The 21,491-nt window shown below is 41.8% G+C and carries 26 protein-coding genes; 14 read left to right on the forward strand and 12 right to left on the reverse strand.

Features of this window, described 5'->3' with window-relative positions:
- The first annotated feature begins 223 nt into the window (after window positions 1–223).
- From H6G26_RS05285 to mdh, 3 genes are all read left to right on the forward strand, one after another.
- A complete protein-coding gene (locus H6G26_RS05285) occupies window positions 224–1,090 on the forward strand; it encodes a DNA-formamidopyrimidine glycosylase (RefSeq protein WP_190728253.1) in 867 nt (288 codons plus the stop codon).
- Window positions 1,091–1,203: 113 nt separating this feature from the next.
- The gene (locus tag H6G26_RS05290) at window positions 1,204–1,419 is read left to right on the forward strand and encodes an NAD(P)H-quinone oxidoreductase subunit O (RefSeq protein WP_190728254.1); all 216 of its coding nucleotides are present in this window, start codon (window positions 1,204–1,206) and stop codon (window positions 1,417–1,419) included.
- Between the two features lie 164 nt (window positions 1,420–1,583).
- On the forward strand, window positions 1,584–2,555 hold the full coding sequence (mdh, locus tag H6G26_RS05295; protein ID WP_190728255.1) for a malate dehydrogenase: 972 nt from the start codon (window positions 1,584–1,586) through the stop codon (window positions 2,553–2,555).
- Between the two features lie 80 nt (window positions 2,556–2,635).
- On the opposite strand, the gene H6G26_RS05300 is transcribed toward mdh, so the two are convergent.
- Both H6G26_RS05300 and H6G26_RS05305 read right to left on the reverse strand, forming a co-directional pair.
- Window positions 2,636–3,025, reverse strand: a complete 390-nt coding sequence (locus H6G26_RS05300) for a translation initiation factor (RefSeq protein WP_190728256.1) — start codon at window positions 3,023–3,025, stop codon at window positions 2,636–2,638.
- Window positions 3,026–3,119: 94 nt separating this feature from the next.
- Window positions 3,120–3,602: a hypothetical protein gene (locus H6G26_RS05305; RefSeq protein ID WP_190728257.1), complete on the reverse strand. Its 483-nt coding sequence runs from the start codon at window positions 3,600–3,602 to the stop codon at window positions 3,120–3,122.
- A 339-nt stretch (window positions 3,603–3,941) separates the two neighbouring features.
- On the opposite strand from H6G26_RS05305, the gene H6G26_RS05310 reads away from it, so the two are divergent.
- The 4 genes from H6G26_RS05310 (at window position 3,942) to H6G26_RS05320 (ending at window position 7,700) form a co-directional block, all read left to right on the forward strand.
- Window positions 3,942–4,616, forward strand: a complete 675-nt coding sequence (locus H6G26_RS05310) for a hypothetical protein (protein WP_190728258.1) — start codon at window positions 3,942–3,944, stop codon at window positions 4,614–4,616.
- Window positions 4,617–4,680: 64 nt separating this feature from the next.
- The gene (locus H6G26_RS42355) at window positions 4,681–5,505 is read left to right on the forward strand and encodes a hypothetical protein (protein WP_242053590.1); all 825 of its coding nucleotides are present in this window, start codon (window positions 4,681–4,683) and stop codon (window positions 5,503–5,505) included.
- A gap of 381 nt (window positions 5,506–5,886) precedes the next feature.
- Window positions 5,887–6,639 (forward strand): hypothetical protein, encoded by a 753-nt coding sequence (locus tag H6G26_RS42360; RefSeq protein WP_242053591.1) that lies wholly within the window; start codon window positions 5,887–5,889, stop codon window positions 6,637–6,639.
- Window positions 6,639–7,700 (forward strand): DUF1802 family protein, encoded by a 1,062-nt coding sequence (locus tag H6G26_RS05320; protein ID WP_190728259.1) that lies wholly within the window; start codon window positions 6,639–6,641, stop codon window positions 7,698–7,700. The genes H6G26_RS42360 and H6G26_RS05320 overlap by 1 nt, the downstream gene beginning before the upstream one ends.
- A gap of 245 nt (window positions 7,701–7,945) precedes the next feature.
- Here H6G26_RS05320 and H6G26_RS05325 read toward each other — a convergent pair whose 3' ends face one another.
- From H6G26_RS05325 to H6G26_RS05345, 5 genes are all read right to left on the reverse strand, one after another.
- Window positions 7,946–8,308: an aspartyl protease gene (locus H6G26_RS05325; RefSeq protein ID WP_190728260.1), complete on the reverse strand. Its 363-nt coding sequence runs from the start codon at window positions 8,306–8,308 to the stop codon at window positions 7,946–7,948.
- Window positions 8,305–8,622, reverse strand: a complete 318-nt coding sequence (locus H6G26_RS05330) for a hypothetical protein (protein WP_109011276.1) — start codon at window positions 8,620–8,622, stop codon at window positions 8,305–8,307. The genes H6G26_RS05325 and H6G26_RS05330 overlap by 4 nt, the downstream gene beginning before the upstream one ends.
- Before the next feature lie 285 nt (window positions 8,623–8,907).
- A complete protein-coding gene (locus H6G26_RS05335) occupies window positions 8,908–10,494 on the reverse strand; it encodes a glucose-6-phosphate isomerase (RefSeq protein ID WP_190728261.1) in 1,587 nt (528 codons plus the stop codon).
- A gap of 113 nt (window positions 10,495–10,607) precedes the next feature.
- On the reverse strand, window positions 10,608–10,865 hold the full coding sequence (locus H6G26_RS05340) for a cytotoxic translational repressor of toxin-antitoxin stability system (RefSeq protein ID WP_334996173.1): 258 nt from the start codon (window positions 10,863–10,865) through the stop codon (window positions 10,608–10,610).
- 62 nt (window positions 10,866–10,927) lie between these two features.
- Window positions 10,928–11,125 carry a hypothetical protein gene (locus tag H6G26_RS05345; protein WP_069073153.1) on the reverse strand — a complete coding sequence of 66 codons (198 nt, stop codon included), beginning with the start codon at window positions 11,123–11,125 and terminating at the stop codon, window positions 10,928–10,930.
- 228 nt (window positions 11,126–11,353) lie between these two features.
- On the opposite strand from H6G26_RS05345, the gene H6G26_RS05350 reads away from it, so the two are divergent.
- The 3 genes from H6G26_RS05350 (at window position 11,354) to H6G26_RS05360 (ending at window position 14,026) form a co-directional block, all read left to right on the forward strand.
- Window positions 11,354–12,487 carry a branched-chain amino acid ABC transporter permease gene (locus H6G26_RS05350; RefSeq protein WP_190728262.1) on the forward strand — a complete coding sequence of 378 codons (1,134 nt, stop codon included), beginning with the start codon at window positions 11,354–11,356 and terminating at the stop codon, window positions 12,485–12,487.
- Window positions 12,477–13,259, forward strand: a complete 783-nt coding sequence (locus H6G26_RS05355) for an ABC transporter ATP-binding protein (protein ID WP_190728263.1) — start codon at window positions 12,477–12,479, stop codon at window positions 13,257–13,259. Before H6G26_RS05350 ends, H6G26_RS05355 begins: the two co-directional genes overlap by 11 nt.
- Window positions 13,260–13,450: 191 nt before the next feature.
- Window positions 13,451–14,026: a Uma2 family endonuclease gene (locus H6G26_RS05360; RefSeq protein ID WP_190728264.1), complete on the forward strand. Its 576-nt coding sequence runs from the start codon at window positions 13,451–13,453 to the stop codon at window positions 14,024–14,026.
- Window positions 14,027–14,113: 87 nt separating this feature from the next.
- On the opposite strand, the gene H6G26_RS05365 is transcribed toward H6G26_RS05360, so the two are convergent.
- From H6G26_RS05365 to glpX, 5 genes are all read right to left on the reverse strand, one after another.
- Complete coding sequence (locus H6G26_RS05365; protein WP_190728265.1) at window positions 14,114–14,674, reverse strand: Uma2 family endonuclease; 561 nt, start codon at window positions 14,672–14,674, stop codon at window positions 14,114–14,116.
- Window positions 14,675–14,902: 228 nt separating this feature from the next.
- Entirely contained in the window at window positions 14,903–15,367 is a 465-nt protein-coding gene (locus tag H6G26_RS05370; RefSeq protein ID WP_190728266.1) for an HIT family protein, read from the reverse strand.
- Window positions 15,368–15,408: 41 nt separating this feature from the next.
- Window positions 15,409–15,969 (reverse strand): metalloregulator ArsR/SmtB family transcription factor, encoded by a 561-nt coding sequence (locus H6G26_RS05375; RefSeq protein WP_190728267.1) that lies wholly within the window; start codon window positions 15,967–15,969, stop codon window positions 15,409–15,411.
- Window positions 15,970–16,069: 100 nt separating this feature from the next.
- Complete coding sequence (locus H6G26_RS05380) at window positions 16,070–17,356, reverse strand: glutamyl-tRNA reductase (RefSeq protein WP_190728268.1); 1,287 nt, start codon at window positions 17,354–17,356, stop codon at window positions 16,070–16,072.
- A 240-nt stretch (window positions 17,357–17,596) separates the two neighbouring features.
- Window positions 17,597–18,634, reverse strand: a complete 1,038-nt coding sequence (gene glpX, locus H6G26_RS05385) for a class II fructose-bisphosphatase (protein WP_190728269.1) — start codon at window positions 18,632–18,634, stop codon at window positions 17,597–17,599.
- Between the two features lie 356 nt (window positions 18,635–18,990).
- Between glpX and H6G26_RS05390 the strand changes: the two genes are divergently transcribed.
- The 4 genes from H6G26_RS05390 (at window position 18,991) to H6G26_RS05405 (ending at window position 21,459) form a co-directional block, all read left to right on the forward strand.
- Window positions 18,991–19,563, forward strand: coding sequence for a DUF981 domain-containing protein (locus H6G26_RS05390; protein WP_190728270.1), 573 nt, complete (start codon window positions 18,991–18,993; stop codon window positions 19,561–19,563).
- Window positions 19,564–19,619: 56 nt separating this feature from the next.
- Entirely contained in the window at window positions 19,620–19,934 is a 315-nt protein-coding gene (gene grxC, locus H6G26_RS05395) for a glutaredoxin 3 (RefSeq protein WP_190728271.1), read from the forward strand.
- A gap of 168 nt (window positions 19,935–20,102) precedes the next feature.
- Window positions 20,103–20,588, forward strand: a complete 486-nt coding sequence (gene tadA, locus H6G26_RS05400; protein ID WP_190728272.1) for a tRNA adenosine(34) deaminase TadA — start codon at window positions 20,103–20,105, stop codon at window positions 20,586–20,588.
- A 112-nt stretch (window positions 20,589–20,700) separates the two neighbouring features.
- Window positions 20,701–21,459, forward strand: a complete 759-nt coding sequence (locus H6G26_RS05405; protein WP_190728273.1) for a 1-acyl-sn-glycerol-3-phosphate acyltransferase — start codon at window positions 20,701–20,703, stop codon at window positions 21,457–21,459.
- Window positions 21,460–21,491: the final 32 nt, after the last annotated feature.

The raw sequence follows: 21,491 nt of genomic DNA on the forward strand, positions 1-21,491 counted from the left end.
GCGATGATGAAGGGTAGTCTTAAGTCTGAAGTATGAAGTCTGAAAATTTCAGTTCATTCATCTTTCACCCAAGCCTACCCTAATCTATGAGAAGCTGCCCTGCGGGTATTTACGGTTTCTCTAGGGTAGTAATATGAGCCATCTAAGGCTGTGTAAGTTACTACTCTATCTCTTCTTTATTGAACCCCCAAGTACATCAAAATTGCTTGCTTAATCAGTTTGAATGCCTGAACTGCCTGAAGTTGAAACAGTCCGAAGGGGCCTAAATCAATTGACCCTTAACCAAGAAATTACGGGTGGAGATGTGTTGCTCGATCGCACCATCGCCTACCCGTTTTCTGTTGGTGAGTTTGTTGATGGAATTAAAAAGAATGCCATCGCTACTTGGCATCGTCGCGGTAAATATCTCCTCGCCGAACTCTCTTCCGCAGGTTGGCTAGGGGTTCATCTGCGAATGACCGGTCAACTACTATGGCTGCACCAAGATGAACCATTACATAAGCACACGCGGGTTAGATTATTCTTTGGGGAACAGCAGGAATTACGCTTTGTTGATCAGCGTACCTTCGGGAAAATGTGGTGGGTTCCGCCTGGTGTTGCTGTAGAAAGTATTATGACTGGTTTGGCAACACTAGCAGCAGATCCATTTTCACCGGAATTCACTGTTGAGTATTTAGCAAGCAAACTCCAAAACCGCCGCCGTCCGATTAAGACTGCGCTACTTGATCAATCGGTGGTGGCGGGATTAGGTAACATTTATGCCGACGAAGCATTGTTTCAGAGTAGAATTTTACCTGAAACCTTGTGTATAGATTTGCAGCTAAAGCAAATTGAGCGTTTGCGAACAGCCATAATTCAAGTGTTAGAAACCAGCATTGAGGCTGGTGGTACAACTTTTAGTAATTTCTTAAGTGTTAAGGGTGTCAATGGCAACTATGGTGGTGTTGCCTGGGTTTATAACCGCGCTGGAGAACCGTGTCGAGTTTGTGACACTCCAATTATGCGGATTAGGTTAGCTGGGCGATCTAGTCACTTTTGCCCCCAGTGTCAAATGCTACGGGGAGTTGAGAGTTTGGAGAGATGCGATTAATCGCGTACAAGAGAGACGTAATTAATTGCGTCTGTACAAGAGTTAGGAGTTTTTAGCTCGGAAGTCTTTTAAAATGCGGATAAGTCTAATCTAGAAATTTGAGAGGGGAATTCATGGCAGTCAAAAAAGGAGATTTGGTTCGCGCTATCCGCGAGAAACTGGAAAACAGTCTGGAAGCAAAAGCCAGTGATACTCGCTTTCCTCCCTATTTGTTTGACAGCAAGGGCGAAATTGTAGATATCAAAGGTGATTATGCCCTTGTTAAGTTCGGGAAAGTGCCAACGCCAAATGTTTGGTTGCGTGTGGATCAGCTTGAAGAGTTTAAATAATTAAAAATAAGAACCCCACCCCGCCAAAGCTATGCTTTGTCTCCCCTCCCCGCTCTTCGGGAGGGGTGTTAGGAGCTTATGAAAAAGGTCTAATTTAGGAGTAAGCATTAATTCTGACTCCTAACTCCTAAATTCTTGTTGATAAAAATTGCACTTTAATAATTATGTCTTCTTCCCCTAACTCCCCAATTGTGTGTAGTTTACCTCGTGTCACCATCGTGGGTGCGGGTAGGGTTGGCAGCACTTTAGCCCAACGCGTTGCGGAGAAAAACCTGGCTGATGTAGTTTTACTAGATATTATTGCGGGAATGCCTCAAGGTTTGGCGCTGGATTTGATGGAAGCTAGGGGAATTGAAATACATAATCGCCAAATTATCGGCACAAATAATTATGCTGATACATCTGGTTCTCAAATTGTGGTAATTACGGCAGGACTTCCCCGCAAACCAGGGATGAGTCGGGATGATTTGCTGAAAACTAATGCCAAGATTGTGGTGGAAGCGGCAAAAAATGCGATCGCTCATTCTCCCAATGCTATTTTTATTGTCGTCACCAATCCGTTGGATGTGATGACTTATTTAGCTTGGCAAGCAACTGGTTTACCACGCGATCGCATTATGGGTATGGCTGGGGTTTTAGATTCCGCCCGCTTTGAAACTTTCATTGCCCTAGAATTAGGCGTTTTGCCCGCCGATGTCAAAGCAATGGTATTGGGTAGCCACGGCGATTTAATGGTTCCCTTGTCTCGTTATGCTACCGTTAACGGCATTCCCATCACAGAATTGCTGGATGCAGCCACAATTGAACGCTTGGTAGAAAGAACCCGCAACGGTGGCGCAGAAATTGTGGAATTGATGCAAACAGGAGGTGCTTTTTTTGCTCCGGCATCGGCTACTAGTGTGATGGTAGAATCAATTTTGCTAAATCAGTCGCGGTTGTTGCCTGTGGCGGCGTATCTGCAAGGCGAATACGGTTTAGAAGATGTTGTGATTGGTGTTCCCTGTCGGTTGGGATGCGGTGGAATTGAAAGTGTATTGGAATTAAATCTGACCGATGGCGAAAGAGAGGGTTTGCATACTTCAGCCCAATCTGTACGAAAAAGTATTGAGCGATCGCAAGAAATTTTGGCTGAGTAGATCCCCATAAATTAAATCCCCCTTAAAAAAAGGGGGACTTTGACTCAGTTACCCCTTTTTTAAGGGGGTTAGGTTTCGCGTTAACGGCGGTAATCGTCATCTGCGGGATCGCCGTAGGGATCTTCGCTGGCTGGACGGACGTTACCAAATTCCCCTTGGTCTGCGGGGTCGCCGTAGGGGTCTTCACTGGCTGGACGGACGTTACCGTAAGACGCTATATCTCCGGGGTCGCCATAGGGGTCTTGGCTGGCTGGAATAAGGTTACCGTAAGAAGATATATCTGCGGGGTCGCCATAAGGGTCTTCACTGGCTGGACGTACATCACCGTAGGAAGATATATCTGCGGGGTCGCCGTAGGGGTCTTCGCTGGCTGGGCGGACATTGCGACCACGGTATTCAGCATCCTCGGATTGATCGCCGTTCCCTCCTAAGAGGAGATCCTTCGCCTTTCGCAAAAAGTCATCTACCATAATCTGTCTCCTGATTTAAATTAGTGTTTCCGACGTGCGCGATCGGCGTTATTCTCCGGGAAACCCGCTTTCTTATTTACACACGCTTCGCTATCTAAAGTGCTGGAGCTGCGGATGAAGTTAGGCCAGTTAGATCGCGACCTGAAGTATTGCCGTTATAGCCTTGGAATTGCCGATATTGTTGTGCTTGAGATTCTGGTACTCGAATTCCTTCTGATGGTGGAGTTACCCAGTGAGCGCGATTTTCAGCATCGCGGTAGTATACACGCCCGTTCTTAGAAAGATAGTACTTACCTTGCGCTCCTTCTTTTGGAGCATTCTTATGTTGGTTGTACATATAATAAAGTGCCGCAGCACCTGCCAAAATTGCCACTTTTTGCCCTGTACCCAATCCTTTCTTAGCTTCGGTTTGGCGATCGCTCACTGTTCTACCAACAACGGTATCATCAACTGGTGGTGGCGTAGCAGTTTTGGAACCTCCTCCGCAGCTACTGAGCAAGGGTACGGTTAGCAATGCGGAAAGCAGGACTGCTAATAGACGCGAAACTATTTTACGTTCTTTATATACTGTGTTCATCGGATTTCGTCATCACCTGTATTTACTAAAAGCCTTGCTGTTGCAAATACAAAGTTGGAATTCCTGTTATTTCACCTGGAATTGAAAGAACATATACCACTCAATTTACAACTGCACAGCTACAGCGTTTCACTGTTATGATGATCGATTTTTTCAAGTATTCCATCCTGCCTCCGAGAGAAACTGCATTCATCCGAAGGAAATATCTTATTGATTTTTTGATTAATCAATTTAGCCCAAACGCTGAAATATTCAGCAATTTCTCGGTTATTTTTTCGGGGTAAATAATTTAGAAAGATACAGTTACTATGATGATCTTTGCCAAAAATTATATTCAATATGACATCAAAAAATACAGCCCAAACTAGAACTCGTCTCCTTTTGGCTTTGTGGGATTTGGGAGGAACGCAGCAGGAAGTTAAAAAGGGTCAACTCACTAAGCGAATTGTATCCAAAAGCCAGAAGGTAGCAGATTATCAGGGTTCATTTGAAGAATTGCAGAATCAGGGTGCGATCGCAATTTCCAAAAAAGGATACTCTCTGACATCTGGCAAGGGTTTAGAGGTGTTGGGTGAGGGTTTGAGAAATTCTGATTTTAAATTTGAAGGGACGATTGTCGGTACTTGGGCGGCGAATGCGTTGGTGAAGTGGATTAGTCAGATTGATGTTGCAGTAGCTGGTGCAGATGTACCAGCTAATGGGAAGAGTGCGATCGCGGAGCTTTCCAAAGGAATCGCCTCTTACGACGAGTTTAAATCTGTGGCGTTGGAAGTCTACGACAAATTAAACCAAAACTACAACCTAGATGATTTAGTGCCAATTTATCGTATCAGGAGAGAAATAGGCGATCGGGTTAGTCGTAGAGAGTTCAGTGAGTGGTTGCTGGAAATGCAGGAGAAAGATATTTTACAACTTCAAGGTAGAAGTTTACCAGATAACGACCCAGCCAAACTTGAAGACTCAGTAACTACAGAAGTCAGTAGACTCCGTTGCTATGCCAAACTTTTAAACTAATCCACCAATTTTTGTAATTTTTGATAATTTTCTTCTAGCCCTCATACACAACGACTTCAAATTTATGTCTAATGATTTAATTAATGCTATCAGCAAAAACAACCCATTTCAGGGACGTTTAGTAGTTAGAGATCAGAATGTTTGGGGACAAGGTTTTCCTGATGTATCCTCTTTAAATTCTCATGTTTCTGATGCTGTTTATGACGCAGTTGAAAAAGTTCGTAGCGGACAAAGGAAAGTAGTTGGTATTACAATTACAGCAGAAAGAGGTTTAGGAAAAAGCCATATTATCAGCCGAATTCGCCATCGCTTACAAGTTGATGGTAGCGCTTTATTTGTTTACATGAGTCAGTGCAATAACCTAAACCGTATTAAAACAGAGTTCTTAACTACTCTAGCCACTAGCCTTAAACAAATAGGTAGTCAAGGTGTTAGTCAATGGCAGTACTTAGCAACAGTTTTAATTAATGAAGCTTTCAACAAAAACTATACGGCCCAACAGCTAATAAATCAATTTCCCGGAGCATTAGTCAAAAATCCCAAGGTAGTTGAAGTTTTACGAGATAAAGTGCTTGGTATCAAGCCTGATCTAGAAAATCCTGATATTATCACAGCGATTTTATGGACACTATCTCCTGATCCAGCCTATGAAATTTTTGCTGTTAGATGGCTTGCTGGTAAAAGCCTACCACAGACCAAAGCTGATGCAATGGGTTTAGCTAATGTTAATGCAGATGATAAAGAGGCTGAATCCTTCACTACGGCACGGCAAATCCTCAACTTAATTGGTGATTACAAACCAATAGTAGTTTGTTTTGATGAAATGGAAACTGACCACTGTAATGAAATAGGATATAGCGGTTCCCGACCTAGTGAGGTACGTTTTTAAAGCTACTAAGCTTGGTGAGCAAGATTTAGGTGTACCTCAGTTGCTTAGGAAACGCTATATACTGGACGACAAGTAACTGCTATTTTTGCTAAAGACTTATGCGACAAAATTAAACGTGGCGTTTTACTAACTTCTATCTTTCCAGATCACTGGATTAATGAAGTTAAAAAATTAGGAAATGCTGATTCAGTTGTAGATAGAATTGGAGAGCAAGTTATTGAACTAAAGTATCTCAATTCTGATGATGTTATTAATTTAGTTTCTCGATGGCTTGAAGAGTTTTATCAAGAAAATGGTTTAATACCTCCTTATGTACTTTACCCATTTGATGAACAGAAGCTAAGAGCATTAGGTAAAGAAAGACCAGTAGTTAGAAAAGTTTTGAAATGGTGTGCAGACAATTTCAAGTTTCCTGGAACAGCCGTAGATATACACCCTGTCGAATCTGCCTATAATCAACAAATATCTGCTTTAGAAACTACCATAGAAAATTACATGGAGGATAAAGCAACTCTTGCTCAAGCACTCCGATTAGGATTTAGTGCAGTCATTGGTGAAACTATAGAGAATGTACAAATTGAAAAAGTTGTCGATATTCAAGTAAGAGCTGTTGATAGAGGCTATCTTGATTTTAAAATTGTTGGCACAGAAAACGGTAAAGATGTCAAAATTGCCGTGGCTGTTCTGCAAGAGTCTGGGGGCTTATTCGTCCAAGCTACATTAAAACGGTTAGTTCGCTACAAAGACTTTGATGTAACTCGTGGTTGCTTAGTTCGCTCTAAACAAATTAATAAAGGTGCTACTAAAGCACAAGATTGTTTAAAGACGCTTTTATCAAAGGAATTAGGTGGTGAATGGGTATTATTAAAATCTGAAGACATCAAACCACTTTTAGCATTGCATTTTGTGATGAAGGGTCGTGAAGATGATGAGTTAACAGAAGATCAAATCATAGATTTTATTCGCACAAAACGGATAGCAATTGATAATTATCTTATCCGTGAAATTCTCAGCGATCCATCAGGACAAGTTCCTAAAGATGCAATTGATGAAGAAAATGAGAGTAGTAATATGACCTTAATAGAGGTTAAAGATGCAGTAAGTGTTGCTTCAGATGATTTATTCCAAGAATAATGATGAATACAGGATTACGTTTACCAGCACCAGAAATTGAGGCATTGTTGCAAGGGAGAATAATTGCAGTAATGCCTAATAAATTTATTACTCCGGGGCGAGAATTTGCTCTTTGTCCAGCAGATGCGTCAATTAATTTACTACCAGTTGAGCAGTATTATTGCTCAAGTTTCTTACCTATTGCCCAAAGTACATTTGCACAACCCAATAGTCAGGGCGTTTTAATACAACCTCAGCAAATGAGTTTACTTCCAAACGAGGAACAGTTAAAACTACCCCTTTTAGCTTATGAAACAGTCTTAATTAAAGCTTGGGGTAGGTGTGAACTGTGCCAAATTCTGAATAATACTGAATCTTTGGCTGCTTTATCACACCTAACTATTTGGACAACAGAAGCTTTAAAGGAAATACTAAGGCAAAAGCAAAATATTTTTTTAGCATATTTGCGAGTATATCAGTTGCCTAAATCAATTGAAGTCCCGATAAAATCAAATAGCCAGTTTGTTGCATTACCGCAACCTGTGAATCTTTCTGAAGCCAAACCAGTAATAAACGATCGCACCTTCACCCAACGCAAACACCAGTTAGAAAAGCTAGAACCCTCACTGCATCCTGAATTGGAAGAATTGCAGAGTGCGATCGCATCCCTAACTATTAGCCAACCAGCAGCTAAACAATTAGACGACGATATCAAAGTATTTTTAGGTTGGAGTAGTGACAAGCTAATTAAGCAACCCGATCCAGATTTAACTTGGATAAATGATATTGCAAAATTGGGCGATCGCACCATCGAACAAGATGAGGATAAAAGCAACTATCAAGCTGGTACAGATTTTGAAATCATCGCACACCGTAGCCTTGATTTTTTAGGATTCAAGGTTGAAGAAAACTACAAAGGCGGTGCAGGTGGCTTAGACTTATTTTGCTCACAACCTTATCCTCTTGTTTGCGAATGTAAAGCAGGTAAAAGCATTCCTGATCGTGCAGTAGAAGAATTAGACAGGATTGGCAAAAGGCATCTCAAAGAAAGTTATCTTCAAGCTGTAAGGTTAATTAGATAATTTGCTCTAGTTCAGCTTTAATTTGGATATTCATGATTTATACTCTACTTTATTGACAGCTTTAAGCTTATTTTAACAACATTTAAAGTTAGATTAATTAAATAGCGTAGGCGCAGCCAGCCGTAGGCATCGCTTTTAATTTATCCGCGATTTACTTGTTAACTAAAGATAGTGAAATAAGTTTATTTTTTACCTATGCTTTATCTGTTTATCTGCTGTCCATTTAAAAATAACTGCGAGCGCAGCTATCCTAAACTTAATATACCAACCTGATAATTAACGACCAACGGCAGATTTTTTAGCCACTCTGAACCTAACAAAACTTCAGTAATTTCATCCCCGGCATAAACAGGAATCTCATACTCCTGTTCATCCAATAAAACCTTACCTGAATATCTGTCAAATATAATTTCTCCCTGTGCAGTTCTTAGAGGTTCATTCCCCATATAAACCCAGTCAAGACTATCTAAATCTTGTTTATTAATTGCCATAAAGCCTGTGAAGCCAGTATCAAGCATGGCATCCACAGGCAGATTTAACCCATCAGATGTAATCAAATCAATTTGAAAAAATAGCTGTCCTTTACTACCAAATGCACCCTGAATCATATTCTGCCAGTTGCTCCAGTTTCATTTAGGCAAAAAACGCAGTGTACAGCATTTGGGTACTTCTCAAGGGCTTTTCTATGAGCTATTTCTATATCTTCATCAATGAAATAATCTCCACTATCTGGCTCTACTGCAATATACCAACCATAGTTTTTCTCGATATATTCTGGACGTACACGCTCAAATATTGCCCGACAAAGCTTATGAAATGCCTCTCGTTCAGCTTTACGTCTAGCAAGTTCTTCTGGTGATAAAGTCCGTTCTGGAAAAATTCTGCCTCGACGTGCAGGTTGTTTTGCAGTTGATTCAGTCATAGTAATTAACCCTATTTGTTAATGCTGCCTTAACTTTATTTTACAGGAAGACAAAGGCGATTGCTTTTACTTTCTTGGCGATTTACCTATTAGCTAAAAATAATACAATATATCTTTTTTCTTACCTAATCAATTAGTTCCCTCTGTCCTTCAATTACGAATTACGAATTATACAGTGAAGCATCCTAGACTGAAGATATATCTTCTATCTAGGATGCTTCACAATAAAAAATTGTTGCTGATACAACAATTAATGAAAAAAATGTGATGTTTAGACTAGAGCTATCAGCTAGCAGAAACGGTTAAACTGCCGGGTTTCTGAAGATCACCTTGCAAAACCACACCTCGCTGATTGGCATGGATATGACGCAAAATCTTGTAAATTGCCTCAACTTGCTCTGATGCGCCTGCTTTCTCTGCAAGTTCATCAAGAGAAATGGGAGCTTTTTCTTTTTGCAGCACTGCTACCACTCGTGTTTGCAAATCGAGAATGGAGGCGGCTGCTTTTTTGCCAGCTTCTACGCCTGGTTGATGGTAGGCGTTGACGTTGACTAAGCTAGCGTATAAACCAACAGCACGCTCATACAAAGCAATTAATGCCCCTATAGTTCGGGGGTTAACTTGGGGAATCGTGACTGTAATCGAATCGCGGTGATTTTCATAAAGCGCTTGTCGGGTTCCTTGAAGAAAACCAGAAAGATAATCGCCTGATGTAACTCCCGGATCTATTTCAGTGGATGGACCGTGACGATCTTCCAACACTTCGATGAAGGTAGCAAAGAAATTCGCTACACCCTCGCGCAACTGCTGGACGTAAGCGTGTTGATCTGTTGAGCCTTTGTTGCCATAAACGGCAATTCCTTGATGGACAACGTTACCGTCTAAGTCTTTTTCCTTGCCCAAGGATTCCATCACCAGCTGTTGCAAATAGCGACTGAATAAAAATAAGCTGTCCTTGTAAGGTAGGACAACCATATCTTTTTCGCCCTTTCCGTTACCAGCAAAGTACCAAGACAAAGCAAGTAAGGCTGCTGGGTTATTTTTCACATCTGAGACGCGGGTAGCGTCATCCATTTCTTTTGCGCCATCTAGCATGGCACGAACATCAATGCCCTGTAATGCGGCTGGTACTAGCCCCACAGCAGACATTTCTGAAGTGCGTCCTCCTACCCAATCATACATAGGAAATCTGGCCAGCCAACCTTCGTCTTTGGCTAGTTTATCGAGGTTGCTGTCAACGCTGGTAATTGCTACCGCATATTGAGCAAATTCCAAATTGTGTCCGGCGTAGGCTTTTTTAACTTCAATCATGCCGTTCCGAGGTTCCGGTGTTCCTCCAGATTTGGAGATTACCAATACCAAGGTGCTGGCAAGGCTATTTCGTAAATGATTGATAACGCGATCAATACCTGCTGGATCGTTGTTATCGATAAAGTGAAGTTTCAGGGGCGGGAAATCAGGAGCAAGGGCTTCAGCGACGAATTGGGGGCCGAGGGCGGAACCACCAATGCCAATGGAGATAATATCCGTGAAGCGGCTTGCTCTGGGAGGATGAATAGCACCTGTTTGGACTTTTTCCGCAAAAGCTTCGATTTGTTCTAGGGTTTGGACAATTTCTTGTGTAAGTTCTGGAGTTGGCGCTAAATCAGGATTTCGCAGCCAGTAGTGTCCAACCATGCGATTCTCGTCAGGATTTGCGATCGCACCCTTCTCCAGTTGAGCCATATCCGCAAACGCCTTGTCAAACTTCGGCTGCAACGATTCCACAAAGGCATCATCGAATCGGATTCGACTCACATCTAAGTACAGTCCCAATCCCTCGTGGAAATATAACCAGTTTTGGTATCTTTGCCAAAGTGCCCTAGCATCCATAGGGAAATCTCAAATAAAGTGTTTTCTCAAAAACCAGTTTAATGGAAGGTTATAGCGATCCCTGCCTAGCGTTATACAGTTTACAGTTTTAAGTGTTCCCTTAGCTCCTCAATTCACACATCTGGCATAGGGATGACACGCAAAAATTTCACAATTTCACCCCTGATTTCTATACCAATCAGGTAATTATCTAAGGTGAAGCGGTGAAAAATGCCCTCACCATCAAGCTGTCGCAGTTCTTTTAGATCACTCAGTTGCCACTTTTGGGCTAACTCAATAAAGACAAAATCATGCACCCGCTCGTAGGCAGCAGGTTCTAAATTTTTCAGGTCTAGCAAAAAAGACCTTGCATAGCGCATTTCCAGACTCACTAGGCGTTACCTTAACCAAAACTTGAGGGGCCACTGGCACTAGAAAAGAAAGCGCTGCTGAATTAGAAAAACATCAACAGTCGTACCGCTTCTTCATGGGTTAAAATATCCCACGGTTGCTGCGATCGCTTAACTTGTTGTATCGCTTTGAGCATATAAAAGTCACAATGTAAAGCTTCCAAAACGTCCCAAATGTCTTGCAAATCGTCATCGGCTAACTGCTCGATTAAGTGATGCATTCTCAGTCGCAGCAAATTCATAGGTCAACTATTCCCTACCAGCAAACACCAACAATAAGTAGTATTCCCATAAAATTAGTTACGCTCAAGCTACGCTAAAATTTATTCGCCCAGTGAAGAGGAAGAGGGGCAGGGAGCAGGGGGCAGGGGGAGATGAGGTGAGAACTTGAAACAAGTCTTTCCCCTTGTCCCCATGCCCAATGCCCAATGCCCAATGCCCAATGCCCCATGCCCAAATAACTATTTAATATGGTTGACTATCTCATTTTCTTAGCAATTTCTACAGCACTTTTTGCTCTATTCGCTCTAGGACTCAATTTACAGTGGGGCTTTACGGGGTTAATTAACTTTGGTCATATTGCTTTCATGACTCTGGGAGCATACACAACCGTATTATTAAGCTTAAAGGGCGTACCTCTACCGATATCGGCAATAGCTGGAGCAATTGTCGCCGCCTTATTGGGTTTGGTAATTGGTTTTGCAACTCTACGCTTACGGGAAGATTATCTAGGAATTGTCACCATTGGTACGGGCGAATTAATTCGTTTGGTAGTAAATAATCAGGAATTACCTGTGGGTGACACCTGGGTTTCTGGGGCGTTTGGTGTGCAAAGTTATCCCATCCCCCTATCCGCAGAGCCGAATTTGTTAGTCAGATTTGTGATGATTGGGCTTTTGACACTGTTAGCTGCTGTAACTTTCTTTTCGTTGTGGCGATGGATTCGTACCACCCAAATATCTCGAACTACTGATTTAGGCAAAAGGACAACTAGCAAACAAGAATTTATATCCCGCTTGGGAGTGGGAATTGTCCTAGCAGCTTTGGCAGTAGCGATTTATATTTCTGGGGTGATCGGATTGTATAATTACAACCCAAAAGCCGGTTTAATGCTGGTGTTGCTGTTGGTTTTAGCATTTGTATACTGGCGGTTAGAAATTTTGGTGCGATCGCCTTGGGGTAGAATTCTCAAAGCCATCCGTGAAGATGAAGAAATTCCCAAGGCGCTGGGAAAAAATGTCTTTTGGTATAAATTACAATCTCTCATGTTAGGGGGTGCGATCGCGGGTATTGCTGGTGCTTTCTTCGCTTGGCAACTCAGTGCAATTTATCCTGATAATTTTCAACCGCAGATTACCTTTGACACTTGGATTATGGTGATTTTAGGCGGTTCTGGTAGTAATGTTGGCACGATCTTAGGTGCAGTAATTTTCTTTGCTTACGATGCGCTGACGCGGGAAGTCTTACCCAGAATTGTCCCCCTTGATGAAGCCCGTTTGGGTGCATTTCGGATCATGGTAATCGGACTAATTTTGATGGTACTGATGATTTGGCGACCTCAAGGTATTCTAGGGAAAAAGGAGGAACTTACTCTTGGTAAATAACCAGCCATCGCCACTTCCCCTTTTGGTAGCCACTGGACTTTCTAAAAGTTTTGGTGGTATCAAAGCAGTTAATGAGGCTAAAATCGAAGTTGCTAAAGGCAGCATTACGGGCTTGATTGGCCCCAATGGCGCTGGTAAAACTACTTTATTTAACTTACTCTCAAACTTCATCCGCCCAGATAAGGGACGAGTGATTTTTGACGGTGAACCGATTCACAATTTGCAACCATATCAAATCGCTCAGCAAGGAGTAATCCGCACCTTTCAAGTTGCACGAACTCTCTCGCGGTTATCGGTGTTAGAAAATATGCTGCTGGCGGCGCAAAAACAAACGGGTGAGAACTTTTGGCAAGTGCAGTTGCAACCGCACATCGTAGCTAAGGAAGAAAAGCAACTGCAAGAGCGAGCAATGTTTCTATTAGAATCAGTGGGCTTGGCAAAAAAAGCGCACGATTACGCTGGTTGCTTGTCTGGTGGACAACGTAAGCTGCTGGAAATGGGACGGGCGTTAATGACTAATCCCAAGTTAATTTTGTTGGATGAACCAGCTGCTGGGGTGAATCCAAAATTGATTGATGATATTTGCGATCGCATTATCACTTGGAACCGTGAAGATGGGATGACCTTTTTGATTATTGAACACAATATGGATGTGGTTATGTCCTTGTGCGATCGTGTTTGGGTACTTGCCGAAGGACAGAATTTGGCTGATGGTACACCCGCAGAAATTCAAACTAATCCCAAAGTTCTAGAAGCTTATTTGGGAAAATAGAATGCGATTGGCTTTGCGTTCCATAGCTCTCCCAGACAGGGAGAGAGGCTTTTATTCTTACTCTGATTCGCTGCTAGGAAACGGTTTAAGGCTTAGGTTTGAGAGAAAGCCGCACAGCACACGGTGTCAAATTTTCGGAAATTTGGCTCTTGTTAAAATCGAGTTGTATATCTCAGTGGAAAAAGCTTTTTATGTCAATTATGACAGTTAGAGATTTAGAGCAAGTTCAAACCGCTTTTACTGAAGCAGGTTTAGATTACCAGCTGGAACTCGAAAATGGAAAAATTTCAATTATGGGCCCGTCAGATATCGTATCTAGCGAAATCAGTAGTCGTCTCATAGCCTTTCTTTTTGCTTGGATAAATCCTCGTCGCTGGGGAAGAGTATTTGATTCTGCTGGCGGTTTCATCATGCCAGATACAAACCTCAAAGCACCCGATGTTTCCTTTGTTCGTGCTTCCCGACTTCTCCAAAGTCCTCGTTACTTCGGAGAACTTGTCCCTGACTTGGTGGTAGAAATTAAATCTCAGAGTGATAAAATTAAACTTATAGCAGCCAAAATTCTGAAATTTATAGAACTAGGAGCAGTTGTCGGGATTTTGATTGATCCTGATGAAGAGACAGTTACAATTTATCGCTCTACAGCCGAACCTACAGTTTTAGAAAATGGCGAGATTTTAACTATACCAGAACTTTTTCCAGGTTGGGAATTGCCCGTTACTGAATTGTGGCCTCCTATCTTTACTGAGGAAGAAACACAAATTTAGTGAAGAATTTTGGTAGCTACTCGCTAAACAATTTCAAGCTAATTTTGTTGGATAAAGCAGTATCCGGCGTGAACCGAGGTTTATTTTTTAATCTTCGTTATTTTCTGCAAAATTTACTTGCTCATAAAGGTCGCGCAATTCAATTTGAAAATCAACCGTTTGCAGTGATAAAGTTGCAGATTCGTGTTCAAGTTCAGTAAATAACCATTGACTTTCGGCAGTTTTTACATATTGCATCACATGATACTGATATTGGTCAATTAAAATATATTCTTTAAATTCTGGAATAGAGCGATAATAAAGAAACTTATCGCCTTGGTCATAATTTTTAGTCGATTTAGATAAAACTTCAGCAATTAACATCGGGTTCATAACCGTTGTTGTGCTGGTTCCTGTATAAATAGGTTGTCCGTCAATCACCATCACATCGGGATACGTATGCTGCCGATAACGGGGTATCCACAAACGCACATCACCAATATAAACATCATAATTTTTACGCCTTAAAGCAATTTTATTATGATTTGTAGTGCCACCCGTCATCGGTACAATTTCTCCATCACGGTATTCGCTTTTGTATTCTGCCTTTTCTTCAATTTCTAAATACTCTTCAGGCGTGTAATATAATTTTTGTGTTTCTAATTGCATAAATATACGGCCTATGATTGTGCGGTTATTGCGCGGCTAAAATTTTTGATGATACAGCGCCTTTCAAGCTGGTGAGGTACATAAGCTAAGTCTCAAAGCCAGGCATAGGACTGTTTTACTTCTGTTAGCGTAGCAGGGTGTAGCCCATTCTGACCGGAGGCGCAGCGTCTCCGGCTCCGCTCCTGAATTCTGCTATATTAATTTGCCATAGATCATATTCATCTATGTTTAAATCTGTAAAAGTATTTGTTTAAGTTCTTGGCTAATTTCTGCTCCCTCGGCATCACTTACCCACTTGCCTAAACCTAGTTGATTGAGTAAATTTTTTATTCGTAGATAAATTAATAGTTTAAAATTTCCTATAGGCATAGTTGATGAACGAGGAATAATGTGAAAGTGGATGTGCTTGACTTGTTCCCCCCACGAACAAACATGAATCTTAGCGGGTTTAATTATTTGTAAAAGTGCTGAACAGGTGTTTTGGATAATTCCCCCTAATGCACTCGCTTCTTCTGGTGTAAGTTGCGCTAAATGTTCACAATGACGTTTGAGTTTGATAATTAAATATCCTGGTAACAAGACAGGATTCAAAGAATGTTCTACAACCCAGTAATCATCTTCATAAATAATCCCACCAGGTGCTTGTACTTTTCCAGCTAGTACTCTGCAAGCAAGGCATTCATCCACTAACATCCCTCATCTCCTTGTCACTGAAATTTAATAACTTTCATAATTTATGTTGTACGCCAATAAACACCATTTTCTCGCTGCATTAACTGGCAAGCAATGAACTCCCGTCGCAGGGTGGCGTAGTCGGGATGGTAGCGTTTAAGAATGTCATTTACCAAACGTTCAGGGTAGTCGACTCCTATATCAAACTGCTTTGCTAACCACTTGAGAATTACTAGACGCTTTTTATGACTAGCGGGGATTTCCTTAAGGTATCCGCCCTCGAAATAGTTTTTCAACACTTTGCTTTCCCAAGCCTCAGTATCCACATCCTCAATCAAGGATGCTATCTTCTCAGGTGTAAAAATTTCCTTACTGATGCTTTGCAAAGCCTCGCTATCCAACTGGTACAGATGGCTATTACCTTCAGGACGCATTGTCAGCAAATTTAGCTCTTTAAGTTTTGCTAAATGATGAGATACCGTCGGTTCCTTGAGTTGCAGTAGCGTCGCCAATTCTTCGACACTGCACTCCTGATTCGCCAGAATACCTACAATTTTCAATCGGCTATCATCCGCTAATGCCTTGAAAAAGCGGAGTAAGATGTTAAATTGCTCTGGTTGCATAACTAACTTCTAATTAGATAGATGTCTAATTAGAAGTATATCTAATCGAAAAGCTCAAATCCCCAACTTCTCACAGAAGCCGGGGATTTTGTTGTTAAATTTAACTAAATTGTTCCTCTGCATCCAGGTTGAACAGCATTTGCAGAGTTTGCATACAGCGCCGTCTGGCTTCAACATCTTGCTGCGATCGCAACTGTACCATCGGGTCATGTAAAATTTTATTGACAATTCCCCGTGTTAATGCTTCAATCACTTCTTGATGTTTTTCAGCGAATTCCGAACCCAATCTCGACAAAGCTTTTTCTAATTCTTGTTCACGGATGGTTTCGACTTTATTTCGCAGACAGCTAATAGTGGTAACAGTTTCAAGAGAGCGCCACCAAATATCAAAAGCTTCCACTTCCTCCTCTAAAAGTCGCTCGGCTTCCTGTGCAATCTTCCGACGGCTTTCGTAGTTTTGCGCCACTACAGCCTTCAAATCATCCACATTAAACGCCTGCACATTTTCTAGTTCATTGACATCCGCATGAACATTACGCGGCACAGAAATATCAAATAACATCAAAGAGCGCTGAACTTCTAAAACCATTTCCAACTTGGCACGGTCAAGTATTGGCTCCGTTGCCGAAGTACTTGTAAATACCAAATCACTCTCGGCAATTAAAGTCATCATTTCTGATAACGGATGAATTTGGATAGGTTGCCCAGGGAACTGTTTCGCCAATTCTTGGGCGCGTTCACAAGAGCGATTTACAATACTAATTTCCACAGCACCTTTAGAAAGTAGGTGTTGCACTAATAGCCGCGACATTTTACCAGCGCCCAGAATTACCACTCGGCAAGCAGCTAAATTTGCGACTTTTATCTGCGCCAACTCTACAGCTGCCGAACTGATAGAGACAGCGCCAGTACCAATACTAGTTTCAGTGCGAACCCGCTTACCAGCTGTTAGCGCTTGTTTAAATAATCGATTCAAAATGGTTTTTATACCGTTATATTGCTGCCCCAGTTTGTGAGTATTTTTCACCTGAGCCAGAATTTGACCTTCTCCGAGTACTAGACTATCTAAACCACCTGCTACCCGCATAATATGCATCACTGCATCATCATGTAGCAGCATAAATAAGTGTTGTCTCAGAGAAAGCACGGGCAATTTACTATATTCCGCAAGAAACTGAGTTATTTCTCGAATACCTTGGTCTGCTTCACTGGTAACAATATAAATTTCTAGGCGGTTACAAGTGCTAAGAATTGCAACTTCATCAATATGAGGATAGCTGACCAGTTGAGCGATCGCACTTTCAATTTGTGGTTCTGGAATGCTCAGTTTTTCCCGGACTTCTACTGGGGCTGTTTTATGGCTTAACCCCACCACTGCTATATTCATTTGCTAAATCGTAGTTACTAGTTGGTAGTTGATAATAGGGCATTGAGTGAGAATAGGGAATGGGGAATTTTTGTTTATTGGTTGGTAGTTATTCCCAACAACAAACAACTATTAATCACTAACTACTAACTATTAACTACATGTAAGGGTAAAGCATTTTCGTAATTATTTCCCATTTTATAGAAAGATTTATTTCCAAATGCTTCGCCCCTACTTTTAGCATTCCCCATTCCCTAAAAATTAGTTCAGTTGGAGAGTCTTGGGTTCACCAAACATGTGAATTGTATCAACAAATCGAGCCGTTTTCGACTGGTTGGAAATTACCAAGCTTTGAGTTCTTGCTCCGCCGTTAAAGAAACGTACACCATTCATCAGATTACCACTGGTAATGCCGCAAGCAGCGAACAGAACAGTTTTACCAGATGCCAATTCATGAGCATCATAGACCTTATCGGGGTCATTGATATTCATAGACTTTAAGCGATCAATGTTGGCTTCTCTGCTTTCTCCAATCAGACCTGTTTTGACTACTGCTGGATCGTAAATCAGTTGACCTTGGAAGTGTCCACCCAAAGCACGCATTGCTGCTGCTGAGATTACACCTTCAGGAGCCGCACCGATACCCATCAGCGCGTGGATATTAGTTCCAGCAAAACCGCAGCTTATAGCTGCACCCACATCACCGTCTGAAATTAGGGCGACTCTCGCTCCAGCCTCACGGATTTCTTTAATTAAATCGTTATGGCGTTCGCGCTTCATGACCACGATCACAAGTTCTTCAATAGAGCGCTCTAGACACTCAGAGAGAATCTTCAGGTTTTCTGTTGCTGACTTGTTGATGTCTACCTTGCCCTTAGCTGCGGGAGGTGCTGCTAACTTCTTCATGTAAAAGTCAGGAGCAGCAAATAATCCACCCTTTTCAGAAATTGCCAAGACAGCCATCGAACCAGGTTGTCCATAAGCTACCAAGTTTGTACCTTCACAGGGGTCAACGGCGATATCAATTTCAACTAGTTCATCAGGATTACAGAGAGCTTCGGCATTTGGTTGAGTACAAATACCAACTTCTTCCCCGATGTATAACATAGGCGCGTCATCGCGTTCGCCTTCTCCAATCACAATGCGACCACGCATATAGATTTTATTCATCCGCTCCCGCATAGCTTCCACAGCTACTTGGTCAGCGATGTTTTTTTCGCCTTTACCCATCCACTTTGCGGATGCGATCGCGGCTTGCTCTACTACTTCAATAATCTCTAACCCAAGTGTATTTTCCACAGAGTCTGCCCTCTCAACTGCTTGAATTTCCGCCGCTTTATCTGGCTATTTCAGTCTTCAAGTCTACCAAAGGGCGGATACACGTGGGAGAAAGTTAAGTTTTACTGCTAACTGGTTACAAAAGTGCCAGTTAACACATCCTCATTTTTTACTCCTAACTACTCCAGTATAAAGCGTATTTAAAAGTAACTAAGTTAAGAAGTGGCATAAATACGTAGCAGTGTATATCGAGAACCTTGCTTTTCTTCAGTGTTAATCTTTAGGTATAAAATAATAAAGAAAAAAAACTAGTGAATTCACTAAAAGCTGAAAAACAAAGCGCAGAGTAAATAGCTTGTCAAATTAAGAGGTTAATCATGTTTATCGACTACATCACACTCATGTTGATCAATATGGTAGCTGGGCTATTTCTACTGGCTGACTATGTATATCGTGGTATAGATAGTTTTAATCAAAAACAGTGGATTCCCGGTTTTGGAATTACGGGTGCGATCGCATTCACGACTGGGTTACACATGAGTTTCACCTGGCCCGTTACTGGTAGCTTCAACATTGCCTTCGGTGAGACAAGTATTCTATTTGGCATCTTGTTTATTGCGGCTGCGATCGCACTTGCTCAAGGTTGGGATTTATTGACAATAGCAATTTACGGTTTCTTTGCTGGTGCAGTTGCGATCGTAGTGGGTATCCGCATCATCAACTTGAATTTGACACGCCAACCGCTTTTGTCTGGAATCGGCTTTATTTTAACTGGCTTAGGAGGTGTTTTTGCAGCGCCAACTCTCTATTGGAAAACTAACCGCACCTGGCGGCTAATTGGTGTAGCTGTGCTGATAGTCGCCGCTCTAATTTGGGCATTCACTGGATATTTAGCTTACTGGAATCATTTAGAGGGTTTTCAAAAGTGGGTTCCAGCCCCAATGCGGTAAGCAATGCCAGCAATGATCTAGGCTAGAGACATAGTTAAAACCTTGCTTAAGAAAATATGCTGGACTTTCTTAATCCCCTATTAAATCGCCATCCAGAGCGAGTCAAAGCCAATGTTGAGCTTTACACATGGCAAACTTGTCCTTACTGCATTCGTGCCAAAATGCTGCTGTGGTGGAAAGGTGTAAATTTTACCGAATATAAAATTGACGGCGATGAAGCAGCCAGAGCTAAAATGGCAGAACGCGCTCAGGGACGTCGTACTGTACCGCAAATTTTTATCAATAACCACCACGTTGGCGGCTGTGATGATCTCTATCAACTAGACACACAAAATCAACTCGATCCTCTTTTAGCCCAAGCCGCTATTTAGAAATAAAATTAATCTCCAACGGTTGGCTTGCTAAATAAATTTAAGAATTTTGAATTGTTTAGCCCCAGGCTGAGAAGCCTGTGGGCTATATACTTTTTATTTTTTGTAGGATGCAGATCGCCCGTCCAAAGACGAGCAGAACTTTAAAATTTTTGTATTTATAAGAATATGCTAACTAAATACACAGAATATCTTATACATCAACAATGGATGAATTCTGCCTTAGAATTAGCAAAAGTAGCAGGCGATGCAGGTGAAGTCCCTGTAGGTGCTGTTATCATTGATTCAACAGGCAAATTGCTAGCACAAGGAGAAAATAGAAAAGAGCGTGACAAAGACCCTACAGCTCATGCGGAAATTCTCGCTCTCAAAAGAGCTGCAACAAATTTACAAAACTGGCATCTTAATGAATGCACCCTCTACGTAACTCTTGAACCTTGTCCGATGTGTGCAGGTGCGATCGTCCAAGCGCGATTAGGACTACTTGTGTATGGAGTAGACGATACAAAAACTGGCGCCATTCGTACAGTTATTAACATCCCCGATAGCGCTGCTTCTAATCACCACTTACAGGTAATCGGAGGCGTTCTAGAGTCAGCTTGTCGTGAACAATTACAGACTTGGTTTGCCAATAAACGGCGTAGTGTAAACTAACGGACAGAGGTAAAACTGTCCATCTAATACGCCATAAGTCACACAAGAGAATCTACGGTGTAACTAATCAGACTTTTCTTTAAATTTTACCCGTCAATCAGCTGCATCCGTCATGATGGAATTTTACTCTTCATCCGATACCTGCCAGCACACCCCAGCAAATAATCAGGTGACTGGTAATATCTCAAGGGTTTCTCCTTGGTTAAGTCCTCTGGCATATTTATTAGGGCGTCACTGCCTATTACCATTATTCTTTGGGCAAATTAGAATAACCGGACAAAAAAATATCCCTACAACTGGGCCTGTGATCCTTGCGCCTACTCATCGGGCGCGTTGGGATGCATTGCTCGTACCCTACGCTACTGCTGATTATCGAGGAGAACAAGACCTGCGGTTTATGGTAACTGTTGACGAATGCCAAGGTTTGCAAGGCTGGTTTGTCAAACGTTTGGGGGGGTTTCCTGTAAATTCTAAGCATCCGTCAATCCGCACCCTGCGGCATGGAGTTGAGCTACTTCAGCAGAAAAAAACCTTGGTGATATTTCCAGAAGGTAATATTTTTCGTGATGGCCAAGTTCACCAGTTGAAGCCGGGAATTGCTCGTCTTGCCTTGAGTGCTGAATCTAGTTATTCCGCGCTAGGGGTGAAAATTATACCCATAGGTATTAACTATAGCCAACCTTATCCAAATTGGGGTACAGATGTGAGTATTGACATTGGCTCCCCAATCAGAGTAGCGGATTACATGAGTGGCTGTATAAAACAAGATGCCAAAAGTATCACAACTGATTTAGCAAAGGCACTGCAACATTTAAGCCATCAAGAAACAAAAATTACTAATCGCGCATTTGCAGAAATTACTAATTCTTGATTTCGTAAAGCGTCAAGAGTTCTAAGACTGGC

This window comes from Nostoc sp. FACHB-888 (assembly GCF_014696655.1).
Classification (GTDB): domain Bacteria; phylum Cyanobacteriota; class Cyanobacteriia; order Cyanobacteriales; family Nostocaceae; genus Nostoc.